The organism is Pusillimonas sp., from assembly GCF_044464525.1.
In the GTDB taxonomy this organism is placed as follows: domain Bacteria; phylum Pseudomonadota; class Gammaproteobacteria; order Burkholderiales; family Burkholderiaceae_B; genus Pusillimonas.
The window spans coordinates 46,347-70,554 of sequence record NZ_JBIQLE010000004.1; the positions used below are offsets into that span (position 1 = coordinate 46,347).

19 protein-coding genes and 1 tRNA gene are annotated in these 24,208 nt (G+C 59.4%); 3 read left to right on the plus strand and 17 right to left on the minus strand.

What is annotated here, in order from left to right; translation table 11 throughout:
- Nucleotides 1–78: 78 nt before the first annotated feature.
- The 3 genes from ACIY1O_RS03365 to ACIY1O_RS03375 all read right to left on the minus strand — a co-directional run bounded on the left by ACIY1O_RS03365 (nucleotide 79) and on the right by ACIY1O_RS03375 (nucleotide 2,903).
- Nucleotides 79–1,410, minus strand: a complete 1,332-nt coding sequence (locus tag ACIY1O_RS03365; RefSeq protein WP_397473666.1) for a sigma-54-dependent transcriptional regulator — start codon at nucleotides 1,408–1,410, stop codon at nucleotides 79–81.
- Nucleotides 1,411–1,750: 340 nt separating this feature from the next.
- On the minus strand, nucleotides 1,751–2,149 hold the full coding sequence (locus ACIY1O_RS03370; RefSeq protein WP_397473667.1) for a PRC-barrel domain-containing protein: 399 nt from the start codon (nucleotides 2,147–2,149) through the stop codon (nucleotides 1,751–1,753).
- A 25-nt stretch (nucleotides 2,150–2,174) separates the two neighbouring features.
- Nucleotides 2,175–2,903, minus strand: coding sequence for a BON domain-containing protein (locus tag ACIY1O_RS03375; protein WP_397473668.1), 729 nt, complete (start codon nucleotides 2,901–2,903; stop codon nucleotides 2,175–2,177).
- 343 nt (nucleotides 2,904–3,246) lie between these two features.
- Between ACIY1O_RS03375 and ACIY1O_RS03380 the strand changes: the two genes are divergently transcribed.
- Complete coding sequence (locus tag ACIY1O_RS03380) at nucleotides 3,247–4,758, plus strand: RNA polymerase factor sigma-54 (RefSeq protein ID WP_397473669.1); 1,512 nt, start codon at nucleotides 3,247–3,249, stop codon at nucleotides 4,756–4,758.
- 140 nt (nucleotides 4,759–4,898) lie between these two features.
- On the plus strand, nucleotides 4,899–5,333 hold the full coding sequence (locus ACIY1O_RS03385; RefSeq protein WP_397473670.1) for a hypothetical protein: 435 nt from the start codon (nucleotides 4,899–4,901) through the stop codon (nucleotides 5,331–5,333).
- A 94-nt stretch (nucleotides 5,334–5,427) separates the two neighbouring features.
- On the opposite strand, the gene ACIY1O_RS03390 is transcribed toward ACIY1O_RS03385, so the two are convergent.
- The 11 genes from ACIY1O_RS03390 to ACIY1O_RS03440 form a co-directional block, all read right to left on the minus strand.
- Nucleotides 5,428–6,966 carry a phospholipase D family protein gene (locus ACIY1O_RS03390; protein WP_397473671.1) on the minus strand — a complete coding sequence of 513 codons (1,539 nt, stop codon included), beginning with the start codon at nucleotides 6,964–6,966 and terminating at the stop codon, nucleotides 5,428–5,430.
- 78 nt (nucleotides 6,967–7,044) lie between these two features.
- A complete protein-coding gene (locus ACIY1O_RS03395; RefSeq protein ID WP_397473672.1) occupies nucleotides 7,045–7,839 on the minus strand; it encodes an alpha/beta fold hydrolase in 795 nt (264 codons plus the stop codon).
- Nucleotides 7,840–7,922: 83 nt separating this feature from the next.
- Nucleotides 7,923–8,342, minus strand: a complete 420-nt coding sequence (locus tag ACIY1O_RS03400) for a RidA family protein (RefSeq protein WP_397473673.1) — start codon at nucleotides 8,340–8,342, stop codon at nucleotides 7,923–7,925.
- Nucleotides 8,343–8,496: 154 nt separating this feature from the next.
- Nucleotides 8,497–9,900, minus strand: coding sequence for a family 1 glycosylhydrolase (locus ACIY1O_RS03405; RefSeq protein WP_397473674.1), 1,404 nt, complete (start codon nucleotides 9,898–9,900; stop codon nucleotides 8,497–8,499).
- Nucleotides 9,901–10,131: 231 nt separating this feature from the next.
- Complete coding sequence (locus ACIY1O_RS03410) at nucleotides 10,132–11,148, minus strand: helix-turn-helix domain-containing protein (protein ID WP_397473675.1); 1,017 nt, start codon at nucleotides 11,146–11,148, stop codon at nucleotides 10,132–10,134.
- Nucleotides 11,149–11,200: 52 nt separating this feature from the next.
- Nucleotides 11,201–12,184 (minus strand): SphA family protein, encoded by a 984-nt coding sequence (locus ACIY1O_RS03415; RefSeq protein WP_397473676.1) that lies wholly within the window; start codon nucleotides 12,182–12,184, stop codon nucleotides 11,201–11,203.
- On the minus strand, nucleotides 12,157–13,596 hold the full coding sequence (locus ACIY1O_RS03420; protein WP_397473677.1) for a glycoside hydrolase family 1 protein: 1,440 nt from the start codon (nucleotides 13,594–13,596) through the stop codon (nucleotides 12,157–12,159). Before ACIY1O_RS03420 ends, ACIY1O_RS03415 begins: the two co-directional genes overlap by 28 nt.
- A gap of 117 nt (nucleotides 13,597–13,713) precedes the next feature.
- On the minus strand, nucleotides 13,714–15,087 hold the full coding sequence (locus ACIY1O_RS03425) for a cytochrome c (protein WP_116518785.1): 1,374 nt from the start codon (nucleotides 15,085–15,087) through the stop codon (nucleotides 13,714–13,716).
- Between the two features lie 14 nt (nucleotides 15,088–15,101).
- The gene (locus ACIY1O_RS03430) at nucleotides 15,102–15,647 is read right to left on the minus strand and encodes a (2Fe-2S)-binding protein (protein ID WP_397473678.1); all 546 of its coding nucleotides are present in this window, start codon (nucleotides 15,645–15,647) and stop codon (nucleotides 15,102–15,104) included.
- Nucleotides 15,644–18,574 carry a xanthine dehydrogenase family protein molybdopterin-binding subunit gene (locus ACIY1O_RS03435; RefSeq protein ID WP_397473679.1) on the minus strand — a complete coding sequence of 977 codons (2,931 nt, stop codon included), beginning with the start codon at nucleotides 18,572–18,574 and terminating at the stop codon, nucleotides 15,644–15,646. The genes ACIY1O_RS03430 and ACIY1O_RS03435 overlap by 4 nt, the downstream gene beginning before the upstream one ends.
- Nucleotides 18,575–19,185: 611 nt before the next feature.
- Nucleotides 19,186–19,261 (minus strand) — tRNA-His (locus ACIY1O_RS03440).
- Between the two features lie 248 nt (nucleotides 19,262–19,509).
- Here ACIY1O_RS03440 and cls point away from each other — a divergent pair.
- Nucleotides 19,510–20,967, plus strand: coding sequence for a cardiolipin synthase (gene cls, locus ACIY1O_RS03445; protein ID WP_397473680.1), 1,458 nt, complete (start codon nucleotides 19,510–19,512; stop codon nucleotides 20,965–20,967).
- Here cls and bioD read toward each other — a convergent pair.
- Genes bioD through bioA form a run of 3 tightly spaced genes read right to left on the minus strand, consistent with a single transcriptional unit; the run spans nucleotide 20,958 to nucleotide 24,207 of the window.
- On the minus strand, nucleotides 20,958–21,671 hold the full coding sequence (gene bioD, locus ACIY1O_RS03450) for a dethiobiotin synthase (RefSeq protein WP_397473681.1): 714 nt from the start codon (nucleotides 21,669–21,671) through the stop codon (nucleotides 20,958–20,960). The genes cls and bioD overlap by 10 nt on opposite strands.
- Nucleotides 21,668–22,867, minus strand: a complete 1,200-nt coding sequence (bioF, locus tag ACIY1O_RS03455; RefSeq protein WP_397473682.1) for an 8-amino-7-oxononanoate synthase — start codon at nucleotides 22,865–22,867, stop codon at nucleotides 21,668–21,670. The genes bioD and bioF overlap by 4 nt, the downstream gene beginning before the upstream one ends.
- Nucleotides 22,864–24,207 (minus strand): adenosylmethionine--8-amino-7-oxononanoate transaminase, encoded by a 1,344-nt coding sequence (bioA, locus tag ACIY1O_RS03460; protein ID WP_397473683.1) that lies wholly within the window; start codon nucleotides 24,205–24,207, stop codon nucleotides 22,864–22,866. Before bioA ends, bioF begins: the two co-directional genes overlap by 4 nt.
- Nucleotide 24,208: the final 1 nt, after the last annotated feature.

Below are 24,208 nucleotides of genomic sequence, written 5' to 3' on the forward strand. Positions count from 1 at the left end.
CTTGATCAAGAAGCAGCCTGCAAGTATTGCTCCTGCCGTGGTGCAGGCAGGGGCGTCATCGCACTAAGCAATTGAGAATTACTCGGACGTTTCTGAAAATTCGCCGTACTCTTCAAGACGGTTGTACAGCGTCTTGATGCTGATGCCCAACGTTTCGGCCGCCAGTTTCTTGACTCCGCCGCATTGCTTCAGCGTGGCCAGAATTAACTGCCGATTGGCATCAGCCAGGGCAACACCCACAGGAACGAGTATTTCGGCGCCTTGTGTAGGAGCGTGCTCGTCCAGATCGAAGGTGTTGAAATCGCCCTTGATAACCTCGTCCGCCAAAATATAGCTGCGATAGACGAAGTTGCGCAGTTCGCGCACATTACCCGGCCAGGCATAACCCCGCATGGCCGACAGCGCCTCGGGAGAGAACCGCTTGGCGGTCTTTTCGTTGCGATTGAGCTCATCAAGAAAATGCTGGGCCAGCAACAAGACATCGTCTTCACGTTCGCGCAAAGAAGGCAAATGGAGCGGAAAAACGCTAAGGCGGTGATATAGATCTTCTCGCAGCACGCCTTCTTGCACCGCTTGCTCGGGGCTGCGGTTGGTGGCCGCCACCACCCTTACGTCAGCCTCGATCTCTTCATGCGTACCCACACGCATGAAGCGGCCGGATTCCAGCACGCGCAAAAGCCTAACTTGCAGTTCCATCGACATTTCGGTGATCTCGTCGAGGAAAAGGGTACCGCCCGACGCGCGCTCGAAATACCCTTTGTGCTGGCGGTCGGCCCCCGTGAAACTGCCTTTTTCGTGCCCGAAAAGTTCGCTTTCTATTAGATTGGGAGAAATTGCTCCGCAGTTGACGGGCATGAAAGGCTTGGCGTGGCGAGCACTGGCCAAGTGAATGGCCTCGGCCGCCAACTCTTTTCCTGTGCCGCTTTCCCCGATCAGCAAGACTGTCGCAATGGTGGGCGCCACCTTCTCGATATGTGCACATAGATTGCGAATGGCCGACGACTTGCCGATGATTTTTTCGAAGTGGTGTTCGGAAGCCGCCTTGGGCTCGACACGCAGCAAGCCTTTAATGTCACTCAGAACACTTTTCAGCCGCCGCAGACTAAGCGGTTTTTGCAGGTAATCCGTGGCGCCGCATCGCAGCGCCTCGATGGCGCTCTCTACTGTGGAGTGACCAGTGATGAAAACTACTTTTGTATCGGGTAGCTGCAGATCAAGCCAAAGCTCCATGCCGTCGCCATCGGGAAGATGCATGTCGAGCAAGACGACATCGGGGCGCCTTCGTTCCATTAAGATGCGCGCCTGCCTGATGTCGCCCGCTTGGTCGACATCGTAGCCCTCTTCCTCGGCGATCTCTGCGATCAGTTGCCGGGTTTCGCTTTCGTCTTCAATAACAAGTAGGTAAGGCATGTGTGTTAGGAAAACAATCGGCGCCGCAGACGCCGTCGTCTACCATTACCCCCGGCGGACCGGAAAGATTATTTTCGTAAGTTAGGGCTATATTACGCGTTCTAAAATAATACAGTAGTAATACCGTATGACAATTGAAACTCTATGATAAGCAGCTTTTCTGCATTTTGCTCGTTGTTAGCAACCGGCTATTCAAATAGAGTTTAATCCGGCGGACACGCGCGTGCCCCGCCTAATAGGGCGGGGCACGCTTTTGACACAAAACCGTCAACCTATCCGCCAGGTGCCCGGCTCGATTTTTCGGCCTGGGCGCCTGTTCCGGGTAGCCCGGTCGGACTGCTTACCAGTATGGAGACTGATCGTAGTATTCGTGGGTACGAGTAGCCCACGCGACGTCGGCCATGCGAGGCCAATTGTCTTTGTCGAAGCCTTCTGCTGCTTTCATTCGCTCTTCGTCAATGTCCAGCACGAAGCACTTGCGCTGAGTGTCCAGTGTCAGGGCGCTCCAGGGAATGGCGAAAAGCTTGTCTCCCATACCCAGAATTCCCCCGCGAGACATCACTGCGTACGCAATGCGGCCTCGCGGCACATCCAGCATGATGTCGCTGATGGAACCCAGTTTCTGATTTGCAAGGTTGTATACGTCGTTCCCGTCCAGCGTGGCGGCGGCCATGATTTCAGGCCCCGGGCCTTGCCCGTCGCCACGAGGGTCGTCAATGATATGTGTGTTCTGTTCCATGTTTTTCTCCTGAAAGTGATTTGAATCACTCGTTTTTGCTCGGGTCGGCTGCGTCGCGCCTGGTCACCCGGATTCGGTTCTCGATATCCTCAACTCCGAGGCAATCGTCCACACAGTCTTCGACCGCATGCTTCATCCAACGGCCGGCGACACTGCCCTCCAAGCTGACCGTGCCCTGTTCCACATTCACCGACACGTCGCTGACGTCCAAGCCGCTATGGCTCAAGCGCTCACAGACATCTTCCAGTATGCGTTCGTCCGAGCGCTTATAGCCTTTGGGCACTATCCGCCGTTCCCGGTAGCCTTCGCTCGCGTCGGCATATAGCCACCGTCCCTGCATGCCGTCGCCTTGAGTGGGAACCGGATATTCATCGCTTGTAACTCGACGATGAAATTGCTGGCCTTGGAACCTGGGGTCTTCATTGGTGAATCCGCCGTAGCTGCTTTGGCCCGGGTCGGCGCTGCGGCTATGCAGCCTCTGGCCGGGCTCAAGCGCGTGCACCCCTGAGTGCGCATCATCCTCCCAGGAATCGAGCCGCCCGTAGGCTCTGCTCTCAGGGCCGGCCTGCTCGTCACGCCGATGACGAGGCTGACGCCAGTCCCGCTGCCATGCGTTCGTAGCCGCGTCACCGCGCTGGGGCGCGTAGCGGGACGCTTCGACCCGTCCCGTGTCGCGGCTGAAAAGGTCATACGGCCGATCCTCATTTTCGCGCGAGGAGGTCCGTGCGATCCAACGTTGATCTTTGTTGCGCATTGAGGTCTCTCCCATCTTGCTGTTCATGACTGAGTTCATCAGAAACGATAGTTTCACCCTGGAGTACAGCAAGCCCTGTGCCGTGAGTGCGGTCGGCACGCCGGATGGGGGACAAAAAACCCTAACCTCAACGCACTTCTTACAAAGCAGGCAATTTTTTCTCCGACAACCGTAACCGCAACTTACGTGTGCACCATGCTCCTTGAGACAGAACCTGCAATTTTCCCAAGTCCCTCATGAGCTTGGCCGTATTTACTTCTGCTTGCACAAACTGGCATGCATATTGCATACCTTGGGGTAGTACCTCAATGTTTTGCATTCCTCATCGCGAAGGAGACGTAAAGTGGTCCACATCGAATTACGCGCCAAGCAGCAAACCAGCCTGACCCCACGGCTTCAGCAGTCGCTCAAGTTACTGCAAATGTCTACCCTTGACTTCAATCAGGAGGTCTCTCAGGCCATCGCCACCAACCCATTTCTGGAAGAAACGGAAACTGACCCCGCAGACACAGACGATGGCGGCGACGATTTTCTGCAGGGAGCATCTCCCAGCGACACTGATTCATCGTCCTCGGACGAGCGGTTAGCGACTGCCCAGGCAGAGCCCTCGGACCACGTCGAAGCAACGGACAGCGAGCCGGCGGTATCCGTAGAAACGGTCGAGGTCTCGGCGGAGCAAGCCGAGCTTTCCAGTACTTATTCCGGAGACTATCCAACCTCTCGCCAGGGAGACGGAAATGACAACGACGTCGGGCAATGGGCCCGTGCGTCGCTAGGTTTGCATGACGCATTACGGGACAATCTTCGCGGCCAGCCGTTAAGCGAACGCGACAGACTTTTGTCTGAGTTCATTATCGAGGCCCTGGATGACGACGGCTACCTTCGCGTCCCTTTTTCGGAACTCGCGTCCGACGATCTGCTCTCGCCGCCGCCCTCAGACTGCGAATGGAGCACCGCGCTGAAGCTCATTCAACAGCTTGCGTCGCCCGGCATTGCAGCACGGAACCTGGCCGAATGCCTCACACTTCAGTTGGAAGCACTGCCCGAAGCAACTCCCGGCCGGTATCTGGCCATCCAGATTGCCGGCTCCACACTGGAAAAAGTTGGCCGCTGCGACTACAACGGCTTGATGCGGACGTTCAATTGCGACGAAGAGAACGCCCGTCAGGCCTGCCTCCTGATACGTAGCCTGGACCCCCGACCCGGAACCCGCTATGCATCCATCGACCCGTCCTGCTACATCATCCCGGACGTAGTAGTGCGAAAGATCGGTAAACAGTGGGTCCCTCTTCCCAATCAAGAGGCGGTGCCACGGGCCCAACTTCATGCTACTTATGCGCGCCTGTTTAAAGAAAGTCGCTACGAAGAGCGCAATCTGATGGCAAAAGCCCTGCAAGAAGCCCGATGGCTGATACGCAGCCTCGAACAGCGCAACACGACGATATTGCGGGTGGCGCAAGCCATCGTGGCGCGGCAACAGACATTCTTTGACTACGGTGATGTGGCATTGCGCCCACTGATGCTCAGCGAAATTGCCGAGGAACTGGAGATGCACGAATCGACCGTTTCACGCGCCACCAGTAATAAGTATCTGGCGTCGCCACGCGGCATTTTCGAGTTCAAGCATTTCTTCTCACGCGAGCTGGCCACGCGCTCGGGCGGCACTTGCTCGGCAGGATCCGTGCGCGCGCTTATACAGGAGATGATCGATGCGGAGGACCCCAAAGACCCCTTGTCCGACGTAATGCTGGCGCGCAAACTGGCGGGCCAGGGAGTAATCGTGGCGCGCCGAACTGTCTCGAAGTACCGCGCCCAGATCAAGTATCCGTCAGCCGAGCTTCGCCGAGCGCCATAGCGCACATAGCGCACAGGCCAACGGCTGGCCGGTGGCCCCAAAGGCTGCCGGCACAGCGCTTGCTAAAAGACGATTACGACGGGCCAAGAGGCAGGGCCTTTGAACCTGAACGTAATTCGAATTTCACCAAGGAGTTGTCCATGACGAAACTACAATCCGCTCTGTGCACATTGGCTCTGGGGTTCAGTCTGACTGCATTCAACGCTGCGGCTCAGTCCACCGCCGATACCCAAGCCGACGCAGGCGCAGGCACAACTCAACAATCGAACTCACAAGCCCGCGACAATGCCGCCATGACCGACGAACAGCGCGATCAACGCCACGAAGTCGAGATGAAGCGCTGTGAAAGCATGCAGGGCGACGAAAAAGACATCTGCGAAAAGCAGGCTGATGCCAATCGCGACAAGGCCGAGGCCGAAAGCGAACGTAGCGAAAAAACCGCGGACGCAACCCACGACGCCAACAAAGAAAAGAAAGACGCCCAGTACAAAGTTGAAAAGGAAAAGTGCAAAGCGATGTCGGGCGATGCTCAAGACCGCTGCATGGACGAAATCAAAACCCGCTTCGATAAATAACCCTGCATCGAAACACCCGCGATCCGACGCTTGTGGTTTTGATGGGCATCGGATCGCGCCCGCGCAGTAAAAGTTCGCGCGTTGGGGCACCAGACTATAAGAGCCACTCGATGGGCAGGTGGGAAAGTATCCATACCCCCATCAAACGCCAGACACTCGCCCCAGGCTCCGATTCGTGCACGACCCGACGGCCGTCGCGCATCTCTTCCCAACGAAGCTCACCCGACTCGTTCAGGAAAACCCGGTAGGCGATGCCCGATGCTTGCTTTTGTATTGCGGCGGGCAAGCTCTGAGCCAGTTTGGGACTTTCGATGACGAAGCCAATCTCTGTATTGAGACGCGCCGAGCGGGGATCGAAGTTGAACGATCCGATGAATATCTTCTCTCCGTCCACCGACAGGGTTTTTGCGTGAAGACTGGAGGCAGAGCTGCCGGTCAGGCCTCGATCTCGAAAGGAGGCGATTGAGGTGACCTTCTTGAATTCATAAAGGTCAATTCCGGCCGCCAGCAAAGGAGCCCGGCGCTTGGCGTAGCCGGCGTGTACCGCCGCCACATCAGTGGCTTCGAGTGAGTTGGTCAGTATGGTGACGTCCACACCATTCATGGCCAGCCCCGACAGATAGTCAACCCCCGCCTTCGTGGGCACGAAATAGGACGACACCATGAACAAGTCTCGCTCAGGCACGCCAAATATCTTCCCCAGCCTTTGAGGCAGCATCTCGTGCTCTTGGGCCTGGCCCAAACCCTTGGACGGGTCGTCGCTGACCATGCGTGTGACCGCCCATTCGAGCTCGATACTGCCATCCAAAAGCTGCCGCACCAAAGGCAGCTCATTCATCGCTTTGACGTAGCCGGCGGCACGTGGATTTTGTTTGATCTCTGCCGCCCTGGACTTCAGATGTTCCAGCCCGTTGTCGGCTGCAGGCGAAATAATAAGGTCGGCCGGATAAGCCGACGCGCTTTTCCAATAGCGATCAAAGTCGTGGGAAACATCATTGACCACCGGCCCTACGGCAAGGACGTCAAGATCAATGAAAAGAAATTCTTCCGAAGCGCCGAAATATTCATCGCCGACGTTGCGCCCTCCGATGATCGTAGCCTGGTTATCGACCGTATACGATTTATTGTGCATGCGGCGGTTCAAGCGCCCAAAATCGGTCAGGTAGCCCAGCCAGCGCCAATTGCGGTACACAAAGGGGTTGAAGAGCCTAACTTCGATATTGGCATGACTATCAAGCGCTGCAAGCACTTCGTCCATGCCGACAGTGTTGTTATCATCAAGCAGCAGCCGTACTCTTACACCCCGATCGGCGGCCTCCAGCAGGGCCTCAAACAACAAGACGCCCGCCATGTCGTCGTGCCAGATGTAGTTCTGGATATCTATCGAACTTTCAGCTGCCTGCGCCATCAATGCTCGCGCGGCGAATGCATCGCCGCCTCGGGCCAGCGGCGACACACCTGATTTACCCGGATGAGCCGCCGCCAACGGCAAAATGGCGCGGCCCATTTCCGTGTGAGCGGTGTCGGTAAAAACGCTGGATTGCGTGCGGGCGTCCAGTGACGGCAGCTGCGCACAGGCTGCAAGCAGCATTAACATGAGGGCGGCACACGCCAAGCTCAACATCCGATTCATGCCCGCGCTCCACACCGTTTACTGGGAGTTGTTCGAACCAGCGATCTTACATGAACCACTCAGACGACAGACCTTGGCTTAGGCTACGCCGACGAAATCATCAATAAGGCCGAGGAACTCTTTGGGCCGCTCAAAGGGCGCCATGTGGCCCGCATCAAGCTCAGCGTAACGAGAACCCGATATTGCCGCCGCAATGCCCCGTGCAGACTCCGGCCCAACGATATGGTCTTGCGCACAGCCAATGATCAGGGTGGGCGAATTTATTCCCGCCAACTGCTGCCGGATGTCGAGCCGCGCATCCAATTCCACCTGGCGCAACATGCCGTCCCAGCGATTGGTCTTGCATATAAGCTCTACCCACTCGTTCATCTGGCTGTCGTTGAAGCCGCCCAAGAACCCGCGGCTGAAGCCATTGAGCAGGACAAGGCGCGCGAAAGTAGCCCGATCACTGCGAATGAGCTGCTGCCATACTTCGAACTGGAGCCTGATGCGGGGCTCGCGGCCATCGGCGAATGGCGCCAATAGAACCAAAGAGCGCACCAGTTCTGGATGCTGGGCTGCGATGCAGGCTGCCACAGCGGCGCCCAAAGAATAGCCGACCAGATCGAACTGCCCCACATTGCAGGCTCGGGCCGCGGCCAGCACCTGTTGGGCCAACAGGTCGATCGACAGTGCACCACCATTGTCCTGTGTATGGCCTGAGCCCGAGTAATCAACACGCACCACCTTGCGCCGGGCCGCCAAGGCGGGCATGAGGTGATCCCAGTTGCTATGCAAGTCGCCGCCAGTGCCCGACACCAGCACCATTGCCGGCCCATCGCCGTCAACGCGATACGCGACCTTTGCCCCGCCGACTTCGACACTCTCGCTCATGCAACCCTCGATTATCATCGTTATGAATTGTTCTGGTCAGACGCCCTGCCGGTATGCCCTGATCCAGTTGAACCCGTGCTGGTTTAAAGCTGCCCCTTGACAACCGTCAAATCCACTTCGACCAACATGCCCGGCCAAGCCAGAGCAGAAATAATCAGCAAAGTGTGAGACGGCGGCGGCAGCCCTGAAAATGCCTCTTGGCGCGCCTGGTGATAGGCAGGTGCGAAGCGGGCATCGAGCAGATAAGCGGTAATTTTGACGACGTCAGCCAAGCTCGCATCATGCTTGGCCAGCACCTGGGCAGCCTTCTGGTAAGCGAGTCGGGTTTGCGAGTAGACATCACCAAGGTGTTGGATGTCGCCCGGCTGTTCACCCAGCGCCTCGGCCCCTATGCCGGAAAGATACAGTGTCGTGCCAGGCCCCTTTACCGTTACGACTTCAGCAAAAAGGTCGCGCGACCAGGCCGCCGAGGGATAGACTTGCTTTTGAAACGCGTCGCTCATGGCATCCTCGCATCGTCGAACAAAACGCTAAAAATAGACCAGTTTGCGATTCTGGTCCAGTTTTTTGCGGGCATCGGTAGAGCGACAGGTGTGGTCAAGCGGCATCCCTCTGGAGAGCTTCGCCGGTCGGTAACTGCGGGGTCAACACAGAAACTTAAGCCGGTCCGTTGAGCCGGATGCACTTGGCATAGTATTCGAGGCTGCGCTTGGGGATGCGTTTCAATGAGGGCTGGTCGATGTGTATCAGGCCGAAGTGCTTGCTCAGGCCCAGCACCCATTCCCAATTGTCCGTCGAAGACCAATAGAACATCCCCTTCAGCTTGACGCCTTGCTGGTAGGCGTCATGGGCGGCCCGGATATATCCTTGCATGTACTTGATGCGCAAGGGGTCGTTCACCCATCCGTCCTTGGGAGCTTCTTCGGCCACGGGAAAGCCGAACTCCGTGGCGATGATGTCGGGTGCATCGTAGTCTTTATGGGCTTTTAGCAGCACCTTGGTATACGTGTCGGGGTCATAGGGCAGTTCATCGGTTCGTTCGAGCTCTGCGGGCGGCTCAACCAGCGCGATACCCACCGGAGAATCAGGGTCGGCCTTGACGAACGACCGAGAGTAGAAGTTCAAGCCGAAGAAATCGGGCTTGACCGCAATGGCTTCCATATCGCCGTTCTGGATGTAGGGTTCCACCAGCGGCAGGACCAAAGAAGGATACCCACGACCATAAGCCGGCGCGGGAACCGCCTCGTTCCATAGAACATCCATGAAGCGTGCGGCTGCCACGTCTTCGGCGCTGCCAGAGGGGGCTTCGAACGGCATGATATTGAAGGCGGATGAAACCCGTGTGCCAGAGGACGTGTTTGCCCGGACGGCCGTCAGCGCCCTGCCATGTGCAAGGTTGACATGATGGAGGGCCGCCCCCAGGTAGCGCCGGGATCGGTAGCCCGGAGCGAAAATGCCTTGACCATAGCCAAAGATGGGAATGATGCCGGGCTCGTTGAAAAGCAGCCAGGTCTTGGCCCGGTCGCCGACCAAGCGCGCCATGATTTCGGCGTAGTCCCCCATTCTGCGGCTGATGTCGCGATCCAGAAAATCGCCGGCCCATAACGGGATGTCCCAATGGAACAAGGTCGGAACAGGCTCCAGGCCATGCTCCAGCATGGCGTCGATCATGCGATCGTAGTGATCCAGGCCCCGCATATTGGGAGCGCCCGGGGTTTCGGGCTGCACTCGCGACCAGGCAAAAGAAAACCGAAACGCCTTGACGCCGGAAGCCTGCAGCAGTTTGAATTCGTCCAGATAGCGGGAATCGAATTCGGTATTGCGCACGTTGTTCGTGCCGTCGGCAGAGCCGCCGATGTTGTCGATGAAGACGTCCCAATTGCTGCGTCCGCGATTGGCGCGGCTTTCCGATTCGGGCGCCGAGGTTGCCACGCCCCACAAGAAGTCTTGGCCAAAGGTCGGCTCTTTGGCCCAGGCAAAACGCGGCAGTATCATGGCCGCGGTCGTAGCGCCCATTCCTTTGAGGAAGGCGCGGCGGGAGATCGGAAGTACAGACATCATTCGCTCGTCGTAGGAAGGTGAGGAAGCCGGAGCTTCATGAGATGCATACGAAATGCATTGTTGTTCTAGTTATAGCCGCTGCCAGGACCCAGTAGAGGGCGTCATGGGCCGGATTCGTCTCTAATCTGGAGCGCCTTTCTCCCACGAGCCTTTTTGACGGCAGCATCATCCGGCTTGCATCCTGTCTGGGACGTCCATACATCCGGATGCGCGAACCGATTAAACAATGCATTAGTCGTCGGCAGGCGGGATGCGCGTAGCGATGTAGCGATGAAACAGGATGGAGGAAGAGCCCGTGTCGCACGGCATGGCCTTTTGCAAGCCGCGCAATTCTTTTGGGGCGACGCCGAACCTATCGTGAAAGAAACGCGAAAACTGCGATCGGCTCGAGAAGCCGCATTTATAGGCAAGCTCCTTCAGCGACAGCCTCTGGCCGTGCTTGTGCAGGATTATGCGATACGCCAGATCCAGACGTTTGTCCCTGATCAGCCGCGCCACGCCCTTGTCAGACTCGAACGTCCGGTATAGATGCGAGTGCGACAGCCTGAAGTGCTGCATGATGGACTTGGGCCCGAGCGAGGGGTCCGAAATATGGCGGTCGATGTATTCGATGATGCGCTGCCGCATCGAGAGGTTGATCGCCATGCATTGCTCGTGTGTCAAGGTGGCGCCGCTAAGGGCCGCTTTTACGAGCATCATCAGCGATTCACCCACGCCCGGCATGGCGTGGGCCTCCATGTCGTCGAGCAGCCCATCGAGCGACACGATGAAATCGAACAGCAGCCGGTTGGTGGGTACATTGCCCCGCAGCACCACGCCGTGCAGGTTACGTGTTGTCCAGTTTTGGCCGATGTCTTTGCGAGGGATGACGAGAGTAATCCTGGCGCCGGCTTCCTTCAGGCTGATCAATGGACGCGCAAGGTCCAGGATGAACATGTCGCCGGGCCGGGCGAGCAGATCTTTGCCGGCGAAATCACCCCGGTATTCTCCGGCGAGAATCAGTTGCAGCAAGTAGAAATCCAGATCCGTCTGAGTGATTAGGCTGGACGTGCGTTTGCAGTATTGTCGGTTGAACGTCGTGTTGCCCAGCACCATGTTGCCGAACAGGCGCGAGCGCACCGATCCCGATATGCCTTCGTCGCCCGCGGGCGTGATTTCATACAGCAGGGATGACGTCTCGCGCCAGAAATCGTCACGTATCGATTCCTCGACCATGTCGGTCGAGATGTAGAAACCACCTTCCATCATGTTTTCTCCGGCAGCGAATCAAACGGTTGAACGACGCGTTTTGCCGCATGATTCAATCATGAAAGGGCAGCGATAGCGTCAGGTAGACGGCGGTGCCTTCGACACGGTTCCGGGTATTGAACTCACGCAAAACCTTCAAGCGCGCCTGGATGGGTGTGTTTTCCCACTTGAATGCATGGCTGGCCGTGAGCCCAAGGGCGGCCGTGCGTCCGCGAAATCCGCCAAGCACCGCGCCGTCTCCGCTGTCATCGCTGATCTGCTGATGATAATAGCCGATGGCGCCCAGGGTGGTGCCAGGGCCGGCGATGTCGCGGGAGACCGCGGCCTCCAGGTGCCACTCTGTGCCGGTTCGGTAATTCGTCTTCGGGTTGTTGCCGTTGAAGGTCACGCCGACCACGCCGGATATGTCCCAGCCTACGGCGGGGTCGTACCAGGTCCCGGCCATGGACACGTCGGCGCCCCAGCGATGAAAGGCGATGTTCGACATAGAGTTCTCTCGATAATGTCCGGCGGGCACGTTGACCATGCCGACAAGGCTCCAGTGATAGGATCCGTTTTGCCACCCCAATGTGCCGGTGACGACCGGATCGCCCAGGGTCGTCACGCGGCTGGTGGTGTCGCCGGCGTAAGGGCCGAGCACCAGATCGGCATCGATGTACTGATGGCCGTAAGGCAGGGTCAGCCCCAGTGCCAGCCGGCCGTCCAGCAACTTGTACGGTGTGGACCAGACCAGGGTCGGCAGATTGATCAGAGCCTGTGCTTTGAGGCCGACGGCCACCTGGCCGCCGGTGGGCAGGGATTGCGATGCGTCCGCCCGCGCCGTGTAGTAGTAGACGTCGTTCTGCAGATACAAGCCGGGCGCGGGCACGACGCCGGCCATCGGGCCCTTGGACCCCAGCAGATAGAAGCTGCTGCCGTTTTCCGAGGCGAGGGCTTGCGTGCCCGTCAGCGACAGTGCCGCGCTGAAGGCCAACGCGGCTAACCACGATTTTTGCTTGACGCGCTGCTTCATGCCACGCCGTTCATCTTGATGCATTTCGCGTAATAGGCCAGGCTGGCCTTGGGTGTGCGCTTCTGTGTGGCGCGATCCACCTGGATCAGCCCGAAGGTTTTGGTGAAGCCCATGGCCCACTCCCAATTGTCCGTGGCGGCCCAGTAGAAAACGCCGCGCAGCTTGACGCCCTGATCGACGGCCTGATGCGCCGCCTGTAAATAAGACCGCAGATAAGTGCTGCGCTTGGGGTCCTGCACAACCCAGTCCACGGGCTGGGGATCTTCCAGTGGGAAGCCCGTCTCAGTGACGTAGATGTCGGGGGCGCCGTATTCGGTGTGAATGCGAAGCAGTATCTCTGTAAGGCCGTCGGGCTCGACCGGCAGCATCTGCGTGGGGATGAGTTTATTGGGGAAATGATCGACCAGCGGCATGAAGCCGAGGGGCGACCCGGCCGCCGCCTGAGCATAGACGCGCGCGTAGTAATTGACTCCGAGGCAGTCGGGCCGCGCCGCGATGTTCTCCATGTCGCCGGCTTTGACAAATGGTTCGACCAGCGCGCGCACTTTTTCGGGATAATCGCGGCCGAACAAGGGGTCCAGCCATGCGCCGTTCCAGAAAGCTTCGGCCATTTCGGCGGCTTGCGCGTCCTCGGACGAGTCGGTCGCAGGACGTGCCGATTGACAGTTGATGGTGGTGGAAACCCGAGCGTCCTTGGGCAGGTTGGCGCGGGCCGCCGCTATCATCAGGCCCTGGGCCAGATTCTGGTGATGCACCGCCGCGCCCGTTGCTTGCATCGACGCCAGGCCCGGCGCATGAATGCCCAGGGCATAGCCGGCGGCCGCCACGGTGTTCGGTTCATTCAGCGCCAGCCACAGTCCAATGCGGTCGCCGAAGCGGCGTGTCAATATGTCGGCATAGTCGGCCAGACGCTGGGTGATGTCGCGGTCGCGCAGGTCGCCCGCCCAGGTGGGCATGTCCCAATGGCACATGGTGGCTGCCGGCTTCATGCCTCGACTCAGCATTTCGTCGATGATGCGGTCGTACAGCGCCATCCCCGCTTCGTTGGGTTTGCCGGGCCCGTCCGGCTGGATGCGCGGCCATGCGAAGGAGAATCGGAATGCATTCACACCGGCGGCGGCCAGCATGGCGAAATCCTCGGCGTAGTGGGTTTCGAAGGCCGTATTGACGGCGTTTGTCGAGCCATCGAGAATGTGCCCTTTTTGGTCGGCGAAGTCATCCCAGTTGCTGCGGCCCCGGCCCTGGCGGCTTTCCACCTGCGAAGCCGACGAGGCCACGCCCCATAAAAAGCCGTCGGAGAAGGTTTTCTGCTCGGCGAACGCGGTGGCTGGAAGCCCGGCCAGCATGCCCGAAGCGCCGGCCAGCTTGATGAAATTCCTGCGTGAAATAGATGGAGCTTGCATGTCGATGTCCCTGAGGAAACTGTCGAAGGCCATGGCTCCGGCAGATTCTTATTGCTTGATTTCTCAAAAGAAGACCGATGGTTACCGATTTACCACGGCTTTCCAATAGCAATGGGACAAAAGCGTTATGGATAGGGGAGGTATCCGCCCTTATTTTTTCCGCAGCCTGCCTACCGTCTTGGCGGATATGTCGGCCGGCTGTCCGCCCCATTGTCCGCGAGCCCAGTTGGACAATTGCGCGATCTGCTCGTCGCTGAGCTGCTCGGCGAATCCGGGCATGGCGTACATGCGTTCATTGCCCGCAAAAGCTTGCGTGGGTATGCCTTCCAGCACGACCTTGATGAAGTTGAACGCATCGCTGTTGCTCAGGGCGGCGTTGCCCTGCATGGCGGGGGCAAGGTGGGGGATGCCCTCGCCGGCCATGCCGTGGCAGCCTGCGCATGCGGATATATATTGCAGCCGGCCCGTGGCCAGGCCAGGCGTGGTTGGCGTGTCGGTATGGGCGCCGCCCTCCTTCGCGCGTGCGTGGGCGTCGACTGCGGCCGATATCGGCGCTGCGGCCGCGGTTGCCGCCCGGCCGTCGGCCCCGGTAAGCAGGTAGGTCGCCATTGCCTGCACGTCCTGCGCTTTCAGTTCGCTGGTGGAGGCATGGGTAACGGTGTACATGCCGCCAAATGAAGTACCTTGCGGCGACACGCCGGTACGCAGGAAGCGCGTGAGCGTGTCGACTGTATAGCCTTGCCGGGCCAGGGTGGCGGCGCGTATGTCCGGGGCCTGCAGGCCGTCGATGACGGCGCCCTCGAAATGGCGCGAGAAGTTCGTGCCCATCATGAAGTTCATGGGCGTATGGCAGGCCGCGCAGTGGCCCGCTCCTTCCACTAGGTAGGCGCCGCGGGTCCATAGGGCCGATTGTTCGCCGACATCATCGCCAGGGCCGCCAGCAGGCGGCGCGGCCAGGCCCTCGATGCCTTCTCGCTTGGGAAAGTTCAGGAGATTCCAGAAGTTCATGGCGCCGCGCACCGGCAGCACATAGACGCCGGTGTTGGGCTGGTTGGGCACTGCCAGGGGCGGGATGGTCTGGAGGTAGGCGTACAGCGCGTCGGCGTCCCCGGGCGTGATGCGGTGCAGGAATACATAAGGCATGGCCGGGTACAGGTTACGCCCGCCCCGCGCCACGCCGTCGCGCAGGGCGCGGTGGAAATCGGCCCGAGTGTAGCGGCCGATGCCATGCACAGGGTCCGGCGTAATGTTGGTGGAATGCAGCGTGCCGAATGGCGTCCCGATGGCGACGCCGCCGGCCGCCAGCGGCCCTTGCGGAGTGGAGTGGCAGCCGAAGCAATCGGCCGCAGCGGCCATCTCGCGCCCGCGCGGCAGCAACTGCCGCATGTCGTCGACGCTGAGCGGCTGCTCGACATCCGCGCCCACGCTGGAGCTGCGGAAGAACCCCAGGTACACAGCCAGCATCAGCAGGGCAAGCAGCAAGAGCACGGCCCAGAGCGCGCGGCGCATTCGGTGCGATGTCATGGCACTCGTCCTCCTTAGTCGGTAACACAGCCCGGAGTGGCCAGGGCAACTTGCCGGACGGCTTCGTGGTAACGCACATAGCCCGTGCAGCGGCAGATATGCGCGTCCAGCGCCGTTTCTATGGCCGCCTCCAAGTGCTCGCGCCGTACTGGCGCGCGTTTGAGCTCATCGATGAAAACGGTGGCGCCCGCCACGAAGCCGGCGGTGCAATAGCCGCACTGGAAAGCAAAGTGCTCGACGAATGCCTGCTGCACCGGTGTCAACGATTCGAGGCGACCTTGGGCATCGTGCGTGGCATGCCCCTCAATGGTGACAATGGACTTGCCGTTGAAGTAGTGCGCATCGAAGATGCAGGTGCGGGTTTCAGCCAGCGTGCCGTCCGGGCGCTTTTCCATGACGGCACAGGCATGGCATATCCCTTGCCCGCAACCGAAGTGGGTGCCCGTGAGGTTAAGGTATTCGTGCAGGAAGTGGATCATCGGCATGCCGGCGGGCACATCGATCGGACCGATGTCCTGGCCGTTGATAGTCAGGGCTAGCGGCCGCTTTTCAAGAGTCATGACAGCGCCTTTCTGATCTTGCCCGGTGTAATGGGAAAGTGATGAAATCGTGCGCCGATGGCGTGCGCCACGGCGTTGGAAATAGCCGGGATGACCGGGATCATCACCACTTCGGCCAGGCCCTTGGGGGGTGAAGAGTCGGACTGCGGAGGCAGATACTCGGCGGTCTGCCGCCACACTGCCACGTCGGAGGCGCGCGGCACTGTGTAGCGGTTGAAGTTCCAGGTTCCGTTGCCAGGGCCATCGCCGTATAGCGGCAGGTCTTCCATCAGGGCATGGCCAATGCCCATGGCCAGGCCACCTTGCTGCTGGCCCGAAACCAGTTCGGGCACGATAACCATGCCGGTATCCAGCACGCTATGGTGCTTCAATACGCGCACTTCGCCGGTGTGAGTGTTGACGTCGACCGCCACCAGGCACGCCGCCGCCGTATACTGCGTGACCCCGGCCCTGTTGCGGTCCGTGGAGGGAAACTGCACTGTGCTGCGCTTTATGAAATGGTAGCCGCCTGTGGTCATGAGACGCTTGTATTCGTCGGGCGCGCCATCGCCGTAGCGTACCGCCAACGCATCGACAGGTAGTGTCCGCAGGCCCGCGCCGGGTATGTCGAACTCTGCGCTGGCCCACTGCCATCGGCTGAAACAATGCACCGCCACGCCGGTGATCAATCCAAGTTCATGCGCCTTGCGGGCGATATCCTCAAATGGAATGGGCGACATGCCGCCGCCACCGATGCCGCCATTCACTAAGCGCAGGTCTTGCATGCGCATATCGCCGCTTGCCAACTGGCCGCCGGCCGGGCCGCCGCCCCAGATGGCTTGGGCGGCCGGCCATATCGTGTTTTCGAGTAGAAAACGGGCCGCCTGGCGCGTGCTGAAACCAATGAAGTACGCGCTATTGGATGCGCTCATGGGCGGTAACAGGCTGGGCACCCAATAGGGATCGCGCGCCAGTTCGTCTTGCTGCTGTTGTGTCAGGGTAAAGGGAATTTCGTTGCTTACCAAAGGAAGCTGTTCGAACGCGGTGATGCCAAAAACGGCAACGTCGGGGACCTTGCCCAGTATGCGCTGGACCATGATCTGCTGTGCCGTGGTGGCGCCGGTGCCGATTTCCTGCGTGCAATGGCGCATGGCAAGCACGCCCTGCGCGTCAAACTCAAGCACCAGCGCGCCCGTATCGGCACCCGAGCCGTAATCTTTCTGTGCTTGCGCAAACCCCAGGCCGTAGCGATGCCCCGGGTGTGCGGCTTCGTAGGCGGCTTTGTCCGCTTCGCGGTTGCGCCAAAGCGGATGCGCGGCGGCCCGATCGAGCATTTCGAGGTTGCGCGGATCGCCCTCGGGCACAGCGCCCTGGGTGTTGGGATAGCCGGGCCGTTGTGCATTGCGTCGGCGCAGCTCGATGGCGTCCAAACCCAGTTCGGCGGCGATTTCATCCACCATGACTTCTGTCATGGTCATTGCCTGTAAAGCACCGTAGCCGCGCATTGAGCCCGCTTCCACGGCCGGCGAAGACACCGCTACGCCGGCCAGGTCGGATTGCGGGAAGTAGTAAATGGACTGGGCCGCGGTGGCCGCCACCTGGGCCACCGAAAACGAGAAGTTCGCGCGACCCCCGCCATTGCAGGTGTACTCGCCTTTCAAAACGTCGAAAAGACCGCTGCTGCGGTCCACGGCGATGGTCACGTCCATGTCGATGGCGTGGCGCTTCATGCCCATCTGGAATTGATCGTAGCGTGTGTTCGCGAGGCGCACGGGCCGACCGGCGCCATAGAAACAGGCGGCGATGGCGTAATAAGGAAAGATGGAGTGGTCTTTCGAGCCATAGCCCACCGTCGAGCCCGTAAGCAACTCGATTTTCTCTACCGGGAAACGCGGGTTGTCCTTGACCATCAGGGCCGCCACGCGGGCCGCCTCGTAGGGCGACTGCGTGGCGGTAATCAGACAAAGCGTGCGCGTATGCGGGTCGTACCATGCGTTGCCATTGTCCGGCTCCATGGCGCAAGGGTCGATGGACTGTGAATAGCCTTGCCGCCGCAGCACGAATTTGCGAGGTTCTGCGCGAGCCTCTTCGAGGCGTTGTTCTATGGCTTGTGCGGCATCCATCCCACGACGCATGGCATCGCCGCTCTCGCGGGCCACTTGTTCAGAATCAAGTGTTACGCCACCGCCCCTGTGCTTGAGCGCCGCCACGTGAGGAATGAATGGGTTGTCGTCGTCCGGCTTGGGCCACACAGGCTTATCGCCTTCGAAGGCCCCCCAGATGACGGCGTCTTGCATGGGCGAGTAAAGTGGCGGGTCGGCGGGCGTTGCGCCGCCGATGCGTACATAGCGCGCCGCCCCGTAAGGTGGCGGCGGCACGGGGCCAGTTTGCTCACCGTATAGGACGGCTTCGGGTGCGAACTGCAATCGTCTCCGGGCGACCTGGAAACGTTCGAAATCCTCGTACACCAGCATGGCCACGGGGTGGCCAAGCATGGAAGGCGTTTCTCCTTTGGGTGTAAGCAGGTGGCGACCGTAGAAGTCGGGACCCAAATCGGGCGGATTAGGCGCGTGTATGCCATCGCGCTCCAGGTCTTCGTGCAGCACCAAGCGATCAGGTTGCAAATGGCTGCCCAATAGAGAAAGGTCCACCCCTTCGAAACGTCGGTCTGCCTGCGTGGCCTTGATGAAGAAGACGTGCGCCTGTTGTTCGGGCCAACCCGGCAGGTCGCGGGCGCGATAGTCGTAGGCAAAGACCTTCTCGCCTGTCACCTTGCGCAGCGCATCCCATCGGTAGCGGGCCGATCCGTCGGTGTTCAGCCAGTTTTTGGAATGTACCCCTGAATGCACCTGGACCGCCTGGGCGGCGGGAAGGCGAGCAAACATCAGTGTGATGCCTCCGACCGTTCCCAACTTGATGAACTCGCGCCGCGAGAGCCCCCTACTCATTTGCGCCCCTTCCGTCTTGTTTTATAGGCTACAGCGATCGAGGTTTCGCACATCCGCTACGAGAGTAGCCGCGGGCCTCGAAATTGGGGAGTAGTTTAGCTGCGGTTAAAGGAAGTTACAACGTTCGGCAGTGATCGGGTAGCGGGGTTTGCTGCACGATATCGCGGCCGTCAAGCGCGCCGGCAAAAAGCCAGCGCCGCTTTCAGCGTTCGTATTTGCCAATCGTCGTGGACAGCCTTACACCGAGTCTGGTTTCAAGTGCATGTGGGCGAAGGCCATGATTGACTGCCTGACCGAAGGCGAAACTAGCGAGCGCTTCACGTTTCATGACCTAAGGGCCAATTAGATGACGCACATACTGGAAGGGAAAAAAGACCCGGAAACGCACTCGAACCCGGCAACGACGCGGCGAATTTACGACGGGCGACGAGTGAGGAAAATTTCGGCGGCCCATGCAAATCCGTAAACGACGCACCGACATTATGATCGCCGGATTGTGAGGCGAGCCTCAGCTACAGAATGAGAAAAGTTCTAATGCGGCTCAATTTGTTCTAATTTTCGTATTATGAAAATAGAGCGCAGACTTAACTATTTGATTCAAAAGAGAAATGTGGGGTGACCGACGGGGCTCGAACCCGCGACAACCGGAATCACAATCCGGGACTCTACCAACTGAGCTACGGTCACCGTTGTTTCTTTGCCAGCCCAAGCCAGCAAAGAATGAAGATTCTAGCATGAATTTCACACGGATTAAACGCCAGCACTTTAGTGCCGGCGAAACGGTGTATTTGAAGCCGGCCGGTCTATCCAGGCCCGACAACCGCCGGCCTTCACCGCAACTGCCAGACTACTTTCTATATACTTGGTCAGCTAGGGTCGGCCTTTCCCTGCCATGCACCTCCGCTCACGAACCCAACATCTAAGAAACTCATAATATGCTGCTTTCGCTGCAAGCTTTCTTGCAAGAATACTGGCCACACTTCGTGTTTTTGTTCACTGTTGCGGCGGCCGTGACCGCTGCAATACATGCCGCCATGAACAAGACCGACGTGCGTGCCGCCATCGGCTGGGTAGGCGTGATCATATTTTCGCCGCTGTTTGGAGCCTGTTTTTACCTGATAGCCGGCATCAACCGCGTGCGCCACGACCAAATATCGCAGCAGCGAGACAAATCGCTACGCGACTACAGCACGCTTGACGACACACCTATCGCCGACGTGGCGCCGTATTCAGCGCCACAGTTTGAATCTTTGCGCACCCTGGGCGACACGGTAAGCAGTTTCCCGTTATGCGACGGCAACTACATTCAGCTTCTTTGCAGCGGCGATGAAACCTATCCCGCCATGATCGAAGCCATCGAAAACGCCAAGGTATCGATCGCCCTGCAAACCTATATCTTCGACAATGATCACAAAGGCCGGATGATCGCCGATGCTCTGGCAAGGGCGGTCAAGCGCGGGGTTGCAGTACGCGTGTTGATCGACGCAATCGGTTCAAAGTACTCAAGGCCGCCCATTGTTCATCTGCTGCGCCGCCAGGGTGTGCGCACGGCGCTGTTCATGACGAACCCGCTGGGCTTGCGCATGCCGTATGCCAACTTGCGCAGCCACCGCAAGATACTTATTGTCGACGGATGCATCGGCTTTACCGGCGGAATGAACATCCGTGCCGGCTTCACTACCGGGCCCTCGGGCGAGCCTGCCGCACGCGACACCCACTTCAAGGTTGAAGGCCCCATCGTGCTGCAACTAACCGCGGCCTTCTCGCAAGACTGGGAGTTCACCACCCGCGAAGTCCTTCCCCACGAAATCTGGTGCTGCGAAAGCTGGTCGCCGCCGAACCCGCGTGTGCCGGCGCGGTGCGTGCGCTCGGGTCCGGATCGCACCATTCTCAGCACCCACCACATGCTGCTTGGTGCTTTTGCGGTCGCGCAGCACAGCATACGCATTCAATCACCTTATTTTCTGCCCGACGTCGCGTTGCTGGCGGCGATCAATACCGCAGCGCGCAGAGGCGTACAGGTCGATATCGTGATTCCGGGCCGAAACAATTTGCGCTTGGTCAACTACGCAATGACGGCGCAACTCGACCAGGTCATTCGCAACGGCTGCCGCGTCTGGCGCGCTCGCGGCACCTTCAACCATTCAAAGCTCATAACCATAGACGGCGCCTGGTCATACGTCGGCTCATCCAACCTCGACCCCCGCAGCCTGCGGTTGAACTTCGAATTGGACGTCGAGATTCACAGCCGAGAAATGGCAGAAGACCTACAACAAAGAATCGACGCTGAAATTGAAAACTCCGACGCGGTAACGCTGGAGACGCTGGCCACCATGCCCTTCATCAAGCGCCTGCGCAATAAGATAATCTGGCTGGCCAGCCCTTATCTTTGAAGCGCCTTTGGCCACCCCGGCAGCATGCTGAAATCAATGTGAGCCGCCGCCGCCTCGGCTGTTGGCAAGCTCAGGCGCGGCACATGGCCAAGCATTGGGGCGCTAAGACGGCGGCGCAGAGTATCGATGTTTTCCTGCAGATAGGGCATGTCGACGTCGACCGTATTGGCGACCCAACCAGCCAGCTCAAGGCCTTGGGCCGATATCGCCTGCACTGTAAGCAAAGCATGGTTGATGCAGCCCAGCCGCAACCCAACCACCATGACGACCGGCATGTCCAGCTCGCGCGCCAGATCAGCGGTATCGAAATAATCCGAAAGAGGCACGCAAAAGCCGCCCACCCCTTCCACGACCAGAGCATCGCACTCTTTTTTTATCTGGGCGTAGGCCTGAAGTATTCGGCTTGAGAACATCTGCACGCCCGCATGCTGCGCCGCGATGTGCGGCGCGATGGGCTCCCGCCAAAGATAAGGTGTTACCAGTTCCGGCGCCAGCTTGACGTTGGCGGCTGCATTCAGGCGATCGACGTCTTCGTTGTGCCAGACGCCATTGCGTTCTTCTGCGCCTGCGGCCACCGGCTTCATGCCTGCGGCTTTGACACCTTCGCGGGTCAACGCATGCAGCATGGCACTGCTGACCAGGGTCTTGCCGATCTCGGTATCGGTGCCGGTCACGAAACAGGCAAACCTCGCGGTGACGCTCATGACATGTCCTTGTGGCGATCTTCGATCCGGTTGATGACGCGTGCCAGTTCCACCACATCGGCTTCGTCATGGGCGGCCGACAATGTAATGCGCAATCTTGCCGTGCCGGGGGGCACAGTCGGAGGCCGGATAGCGGGAACCCAGTAGCCGGCATCGTGCAGACGCTTGCCTGCCAGTGTGGCTTGTTCATTGGCCCCGATAAGGATGGGTTGTATGGCGGTTGCCGACTCGAGCCTTTGCCACTGTTTCAGGGCAAGCTCGCGGTCAAGCACTTTGATATGGGCTTGCAGCCGCTGGCGCCTGGCAGCGCCGTCGGGCCCCTCGATGATGTCCAGGCTGGTCAGTAACGCGTGCGCCAATGCGGGAGGCGACGCAGTACTGTAGACATAGGACCGTGCGCGCTGAACGAGCCAATCGATCATTCCGGCCTCGGCCGCAACAAAGGCGCCGCCGACGCCGGCCGCCTTGCCCAAGGTACCGACGTAAATGAGATGGTCGGACCGCAAGGAAAAATGCTCCAACGCCCCATGCCCTCGGCTGCCTAGAGTACCGAACCCGTGTGCGTCATCCACCAATAACCAGGCGCCGAATTTTTCGCACAGGGCCAGCATTTGCGGCAAGGGAGCCAGGTCGCCGTCCATGCTGAACACACTGTCGGTGACAACAACCTTGACATTGGCCGTGCTGGCCGACAACATGCTTTCGAGCGCTACAACGTCGCAATGTCCATATACCCTGACCGGCGCCCTGGCCTGCCACATGCCATCAATTAATGAGGCGTGATTCAGCGCTTCTGAAAATATTTCAACATCTTCGTCCAGAGCGGCCAGAGCCGCGAGCACGCCAACGTTGGCCATATAGCCGGTGGAAAAATATAACGCCGCCACACCAGGTATGTGATCATCCAGAAACGAAGCCAGCCTTTCCTCAAGACGGGCGTGCACGTGGTGATGTCCGCTAATCAAATGCGATGCCCCGCTGCCTACGCCAAAGCGCTCCACCCCTTCTTGAAGCGCCTGCGCAATACGCGGATCGGCAGCCAGGCCAAGATAATCATTGCTGCAAAACGCCCGCACCGACTTCCCATCGACTGTCGGGCGAACGCCGCATGGGCTGTCGGAGATTCTGCGCACTCGATGCAAGCCTTGCTGGTCGAGCGCGGCAAGCCGCTCGCGCACTGTATCCAGCGGCTTCATGGCGTTAGTGCTTGTTCAAATACCGTGCGCACACTGTTGGCCAGGTATGCGACCTCGCTGTCATCCAGAATGTACGGCGGCATCATGTAGACAGTGTTGCCTATTGGCCGAAGCAACAACCCCCGCTCCAGACCCAATGTAAAGAAGCGACGTGCGAACGAAGCATCGGACGAATCCAGCACCGCGTCGAAGGCCCATATCATGCCGCAGTTGCGGAAATGCCGCACCCTGGGATGAGACGCCAGCGGCTCAAGGGCACGCGTTACTTTTGCCGCCAGCGCGCGGTTGGCATCCAGAACGTTGTCCTCTTCGAAGATTTGCAGTGTTGCCAGGGCCGCGCGGCAAGCAAGTGGATTGCCCGTATACGAGTGCGAGTGCAAAAAGGCGCGCGACACCTCGTCGCTGTAGAAAGCCTCGTAGATATGACCGCGCGTCATGACAAGCGACAGCGGCAGATAGCCGCCGGTGATGCCCTTGGATAGACAAATGAAATCGGGCCACACCGATGCCTGCTCGCACGCGAAGAAGGTGCCTGTGCGCCCGCACCCAACCGCGATCTCGTCGGCGATCATGTGCACTTCGTAGCGATCGCATAGGTCGCGAAGCAGCGACAGATAGAGCGGGTCGTACATGGCCATGCCTGTGGCGCATTGCACCAAGGGCTCGACGATCACGGCGGCGATTGATCCGGCGCGTTGCTGCAGCAGCGCCTCGAGCTTTGCCGCAGCCCGTCGCGCCTGGTCGGCTGCCGTTTCCCCCTCAGGAGCCTGACGCGAGTCGGGCGAATCGATGACATGGGCGCTGCCCAGCAACGGCCCGTAGGCATCGCGGAACAGTGCCACGTCGGTGACGCTTAGCGCCCCCAGGGTTTCACCATGATAGCTGCCCTTCAGGCAGACAAATTCCTGCTTGCCGGCTTGGCCCACGTTGCGCCAGTAATGGAAGCTCATCTTCAGGGCGATCTCGACGGCCGAAGCGCCGTCTGACGCGTAAAAGCAATGCCCTAGAGCATGATTGGTGCGCTCTGCCAACTGCTCTGACAGCATCACGACCGGTTCGTGGGTAAAGCCCGCCAGCATGGCATGCTCAAGCTGATCGAGCTGATCTTTAAGCGCCATGTTGATGCGTGGATTAGCATGGCCGAACAGATTCACCCACCATGAACTGATGGCATCCAGGTAGCGCCGCCCTTCGTGGTCGAAAAGCCAGGCGCCCTTGCCTCGGCTGACTGCAACCAGCGGCGTGGTCTCGTGATGCTGCATCTGGGTGCACGGATGCCACACGCTGCGCAAACTGCGCGCCATCCAACCCGCCGAGCTGGTGTGTGTTGCTTCGGACATA

What these genes read in the sequence shown, in the direction of transcription:
- ACIY1O_RS03425 (WP_116518785.1), bottom strand. Translation starts at nt 15,087, where the DNA reads ATGACATCGCACCGAATGCGCCGCGCGCTCTGGGCCGTGCTCTTGCTG.
- ACIY1O_RS03405 (WP_397473674.1), bottom strand. Translation starts at nt 9,900, where the DNA reads ATGATGTCTGTACTTCCGATCTCCCGCCGCGCCTTCCTCAAAGGAATG.
- ACIY1O_RS03430 (WP_397473678.1), bottom strand. Translation starts at nt 15,647, where the DNA reads ATGACTCTTGAAAAGCGGCCGCTAGCCCTGACTATCAACGGCCAGGAC.
- bioF (WP_397473682.1), bottom strand. Translation starts at nt 22,867, where the DNA reads ATGAAGCCGCTGGATACAGTGCGCGAGCGGCTTGCCGCGCTCGACCAG.
- ACIY1O_RS03410 (WP_397473675.1), bottom strand. Translation starts at nt 11,148, where the DNA reads ATGATGGAAGGTGGTTTCTACATCTCGACCGACATGGTCGAGGAATCG.
- ACIY1O_RS03385 (WP_397473670.1), top strand. Translation starts at nt 4,899, where the DNA reads ATGACGAAACTACAATCCGCTCTGTGCACATTGGCTCTGGGGTTCAGT.
- ACIY1O_RS03395 (WP_397473672.1), bottom strand. Translation starts at nt 7,839, where the DNA reads ATGAGCGAGAGTGTCGAAGTCGGCGGGGCAAAGGTCGCGTATCGCGTT.
- ACIY1O_RS03415 (WP_397473676.1), bottom strand. Translation starts at nt 12,184, where the DNA reads ATGCATCAAGATGAACGGCGTGGCATGAAGCAGCGCGTCAAGCAAAAA.
- ACIY1O_RS03400 (WP_397473673.1), bottom strand. Translation starts at nt 8,342, where the DNA reads ATGAGCGACGCGTTTCAAAAGCAAGTCTATCCCTCGGCGGCCTGGTCG.
- ACIY1O_RS03375 (WP_397473668.1), bottom strand. Translation starts at nt 2,903, where the DNA reads ATGCGCAACAAAGATCAACGTTGGATCGCACGGACCTCCTCGCGCGAA.
- cls (WP_397473680.1), top strand. Translation starts at nt 19,510, where the DNA reads ATGCTGCTTTCGCTGCAAGCTTTCTTGCAAGAATACTGGCCACACTTC.
- ACIY1O_RS03365 (WP_397473666.1), bottom strand. Translation starts at nt 1,410, where the DNA reads ATGCCTTACCTACTTGTTATTGAAGACGAAAGCGAAACCCGGCAACTG.
- ACIY1O_RS03420 (WP_397473677.1), bottom strand. Translation starts at nt 13,596, where the DNA reads ATGGCCTTCGACAGTTTCCTCAGGGACATCGACATGCAAGCTCCATCT.
- bioD (WP_397473681.1), bottom strand. Translation starts at nt 21,671, where the DNA reads ATGAGCGTCACCGCGAGGTTTGCCTGTTTCGTGACCGGCACCGATACC.
- ACIY1O_RS03370 (WP_397473667.1), bottom strand. Translation starts at nt 2,149, where the DNA reads ATGGAACAGAACACACATATCATTGACGACCCTCGTGGCGACGGGCAA.
- ACIY1O_RS03390 (WP_397473671.1), bottom strand. Translation starts at nt 6,966, where the DNA reads ATGAATCGGATGTTGAGCTTGGCGTGTGCCGCCCTCATGTTAATGCTG.
- ACIY1O_RS03435 (WP_397473679.1), bottom strand. Translation starts at nt 18,574, where the DNA reads ATGAGTAGGGGGCTCTCGCGGCGCGAGTTCATCAAGTTGGGAACGGTC.
- bioA (WP_397473683.1), bottom strand. Translation starts at nt 24,207, where the DNA reads ATGTCCGAAGCAACACACACCAGCTCGGCGGGTTGGATGGCGCGCAGT.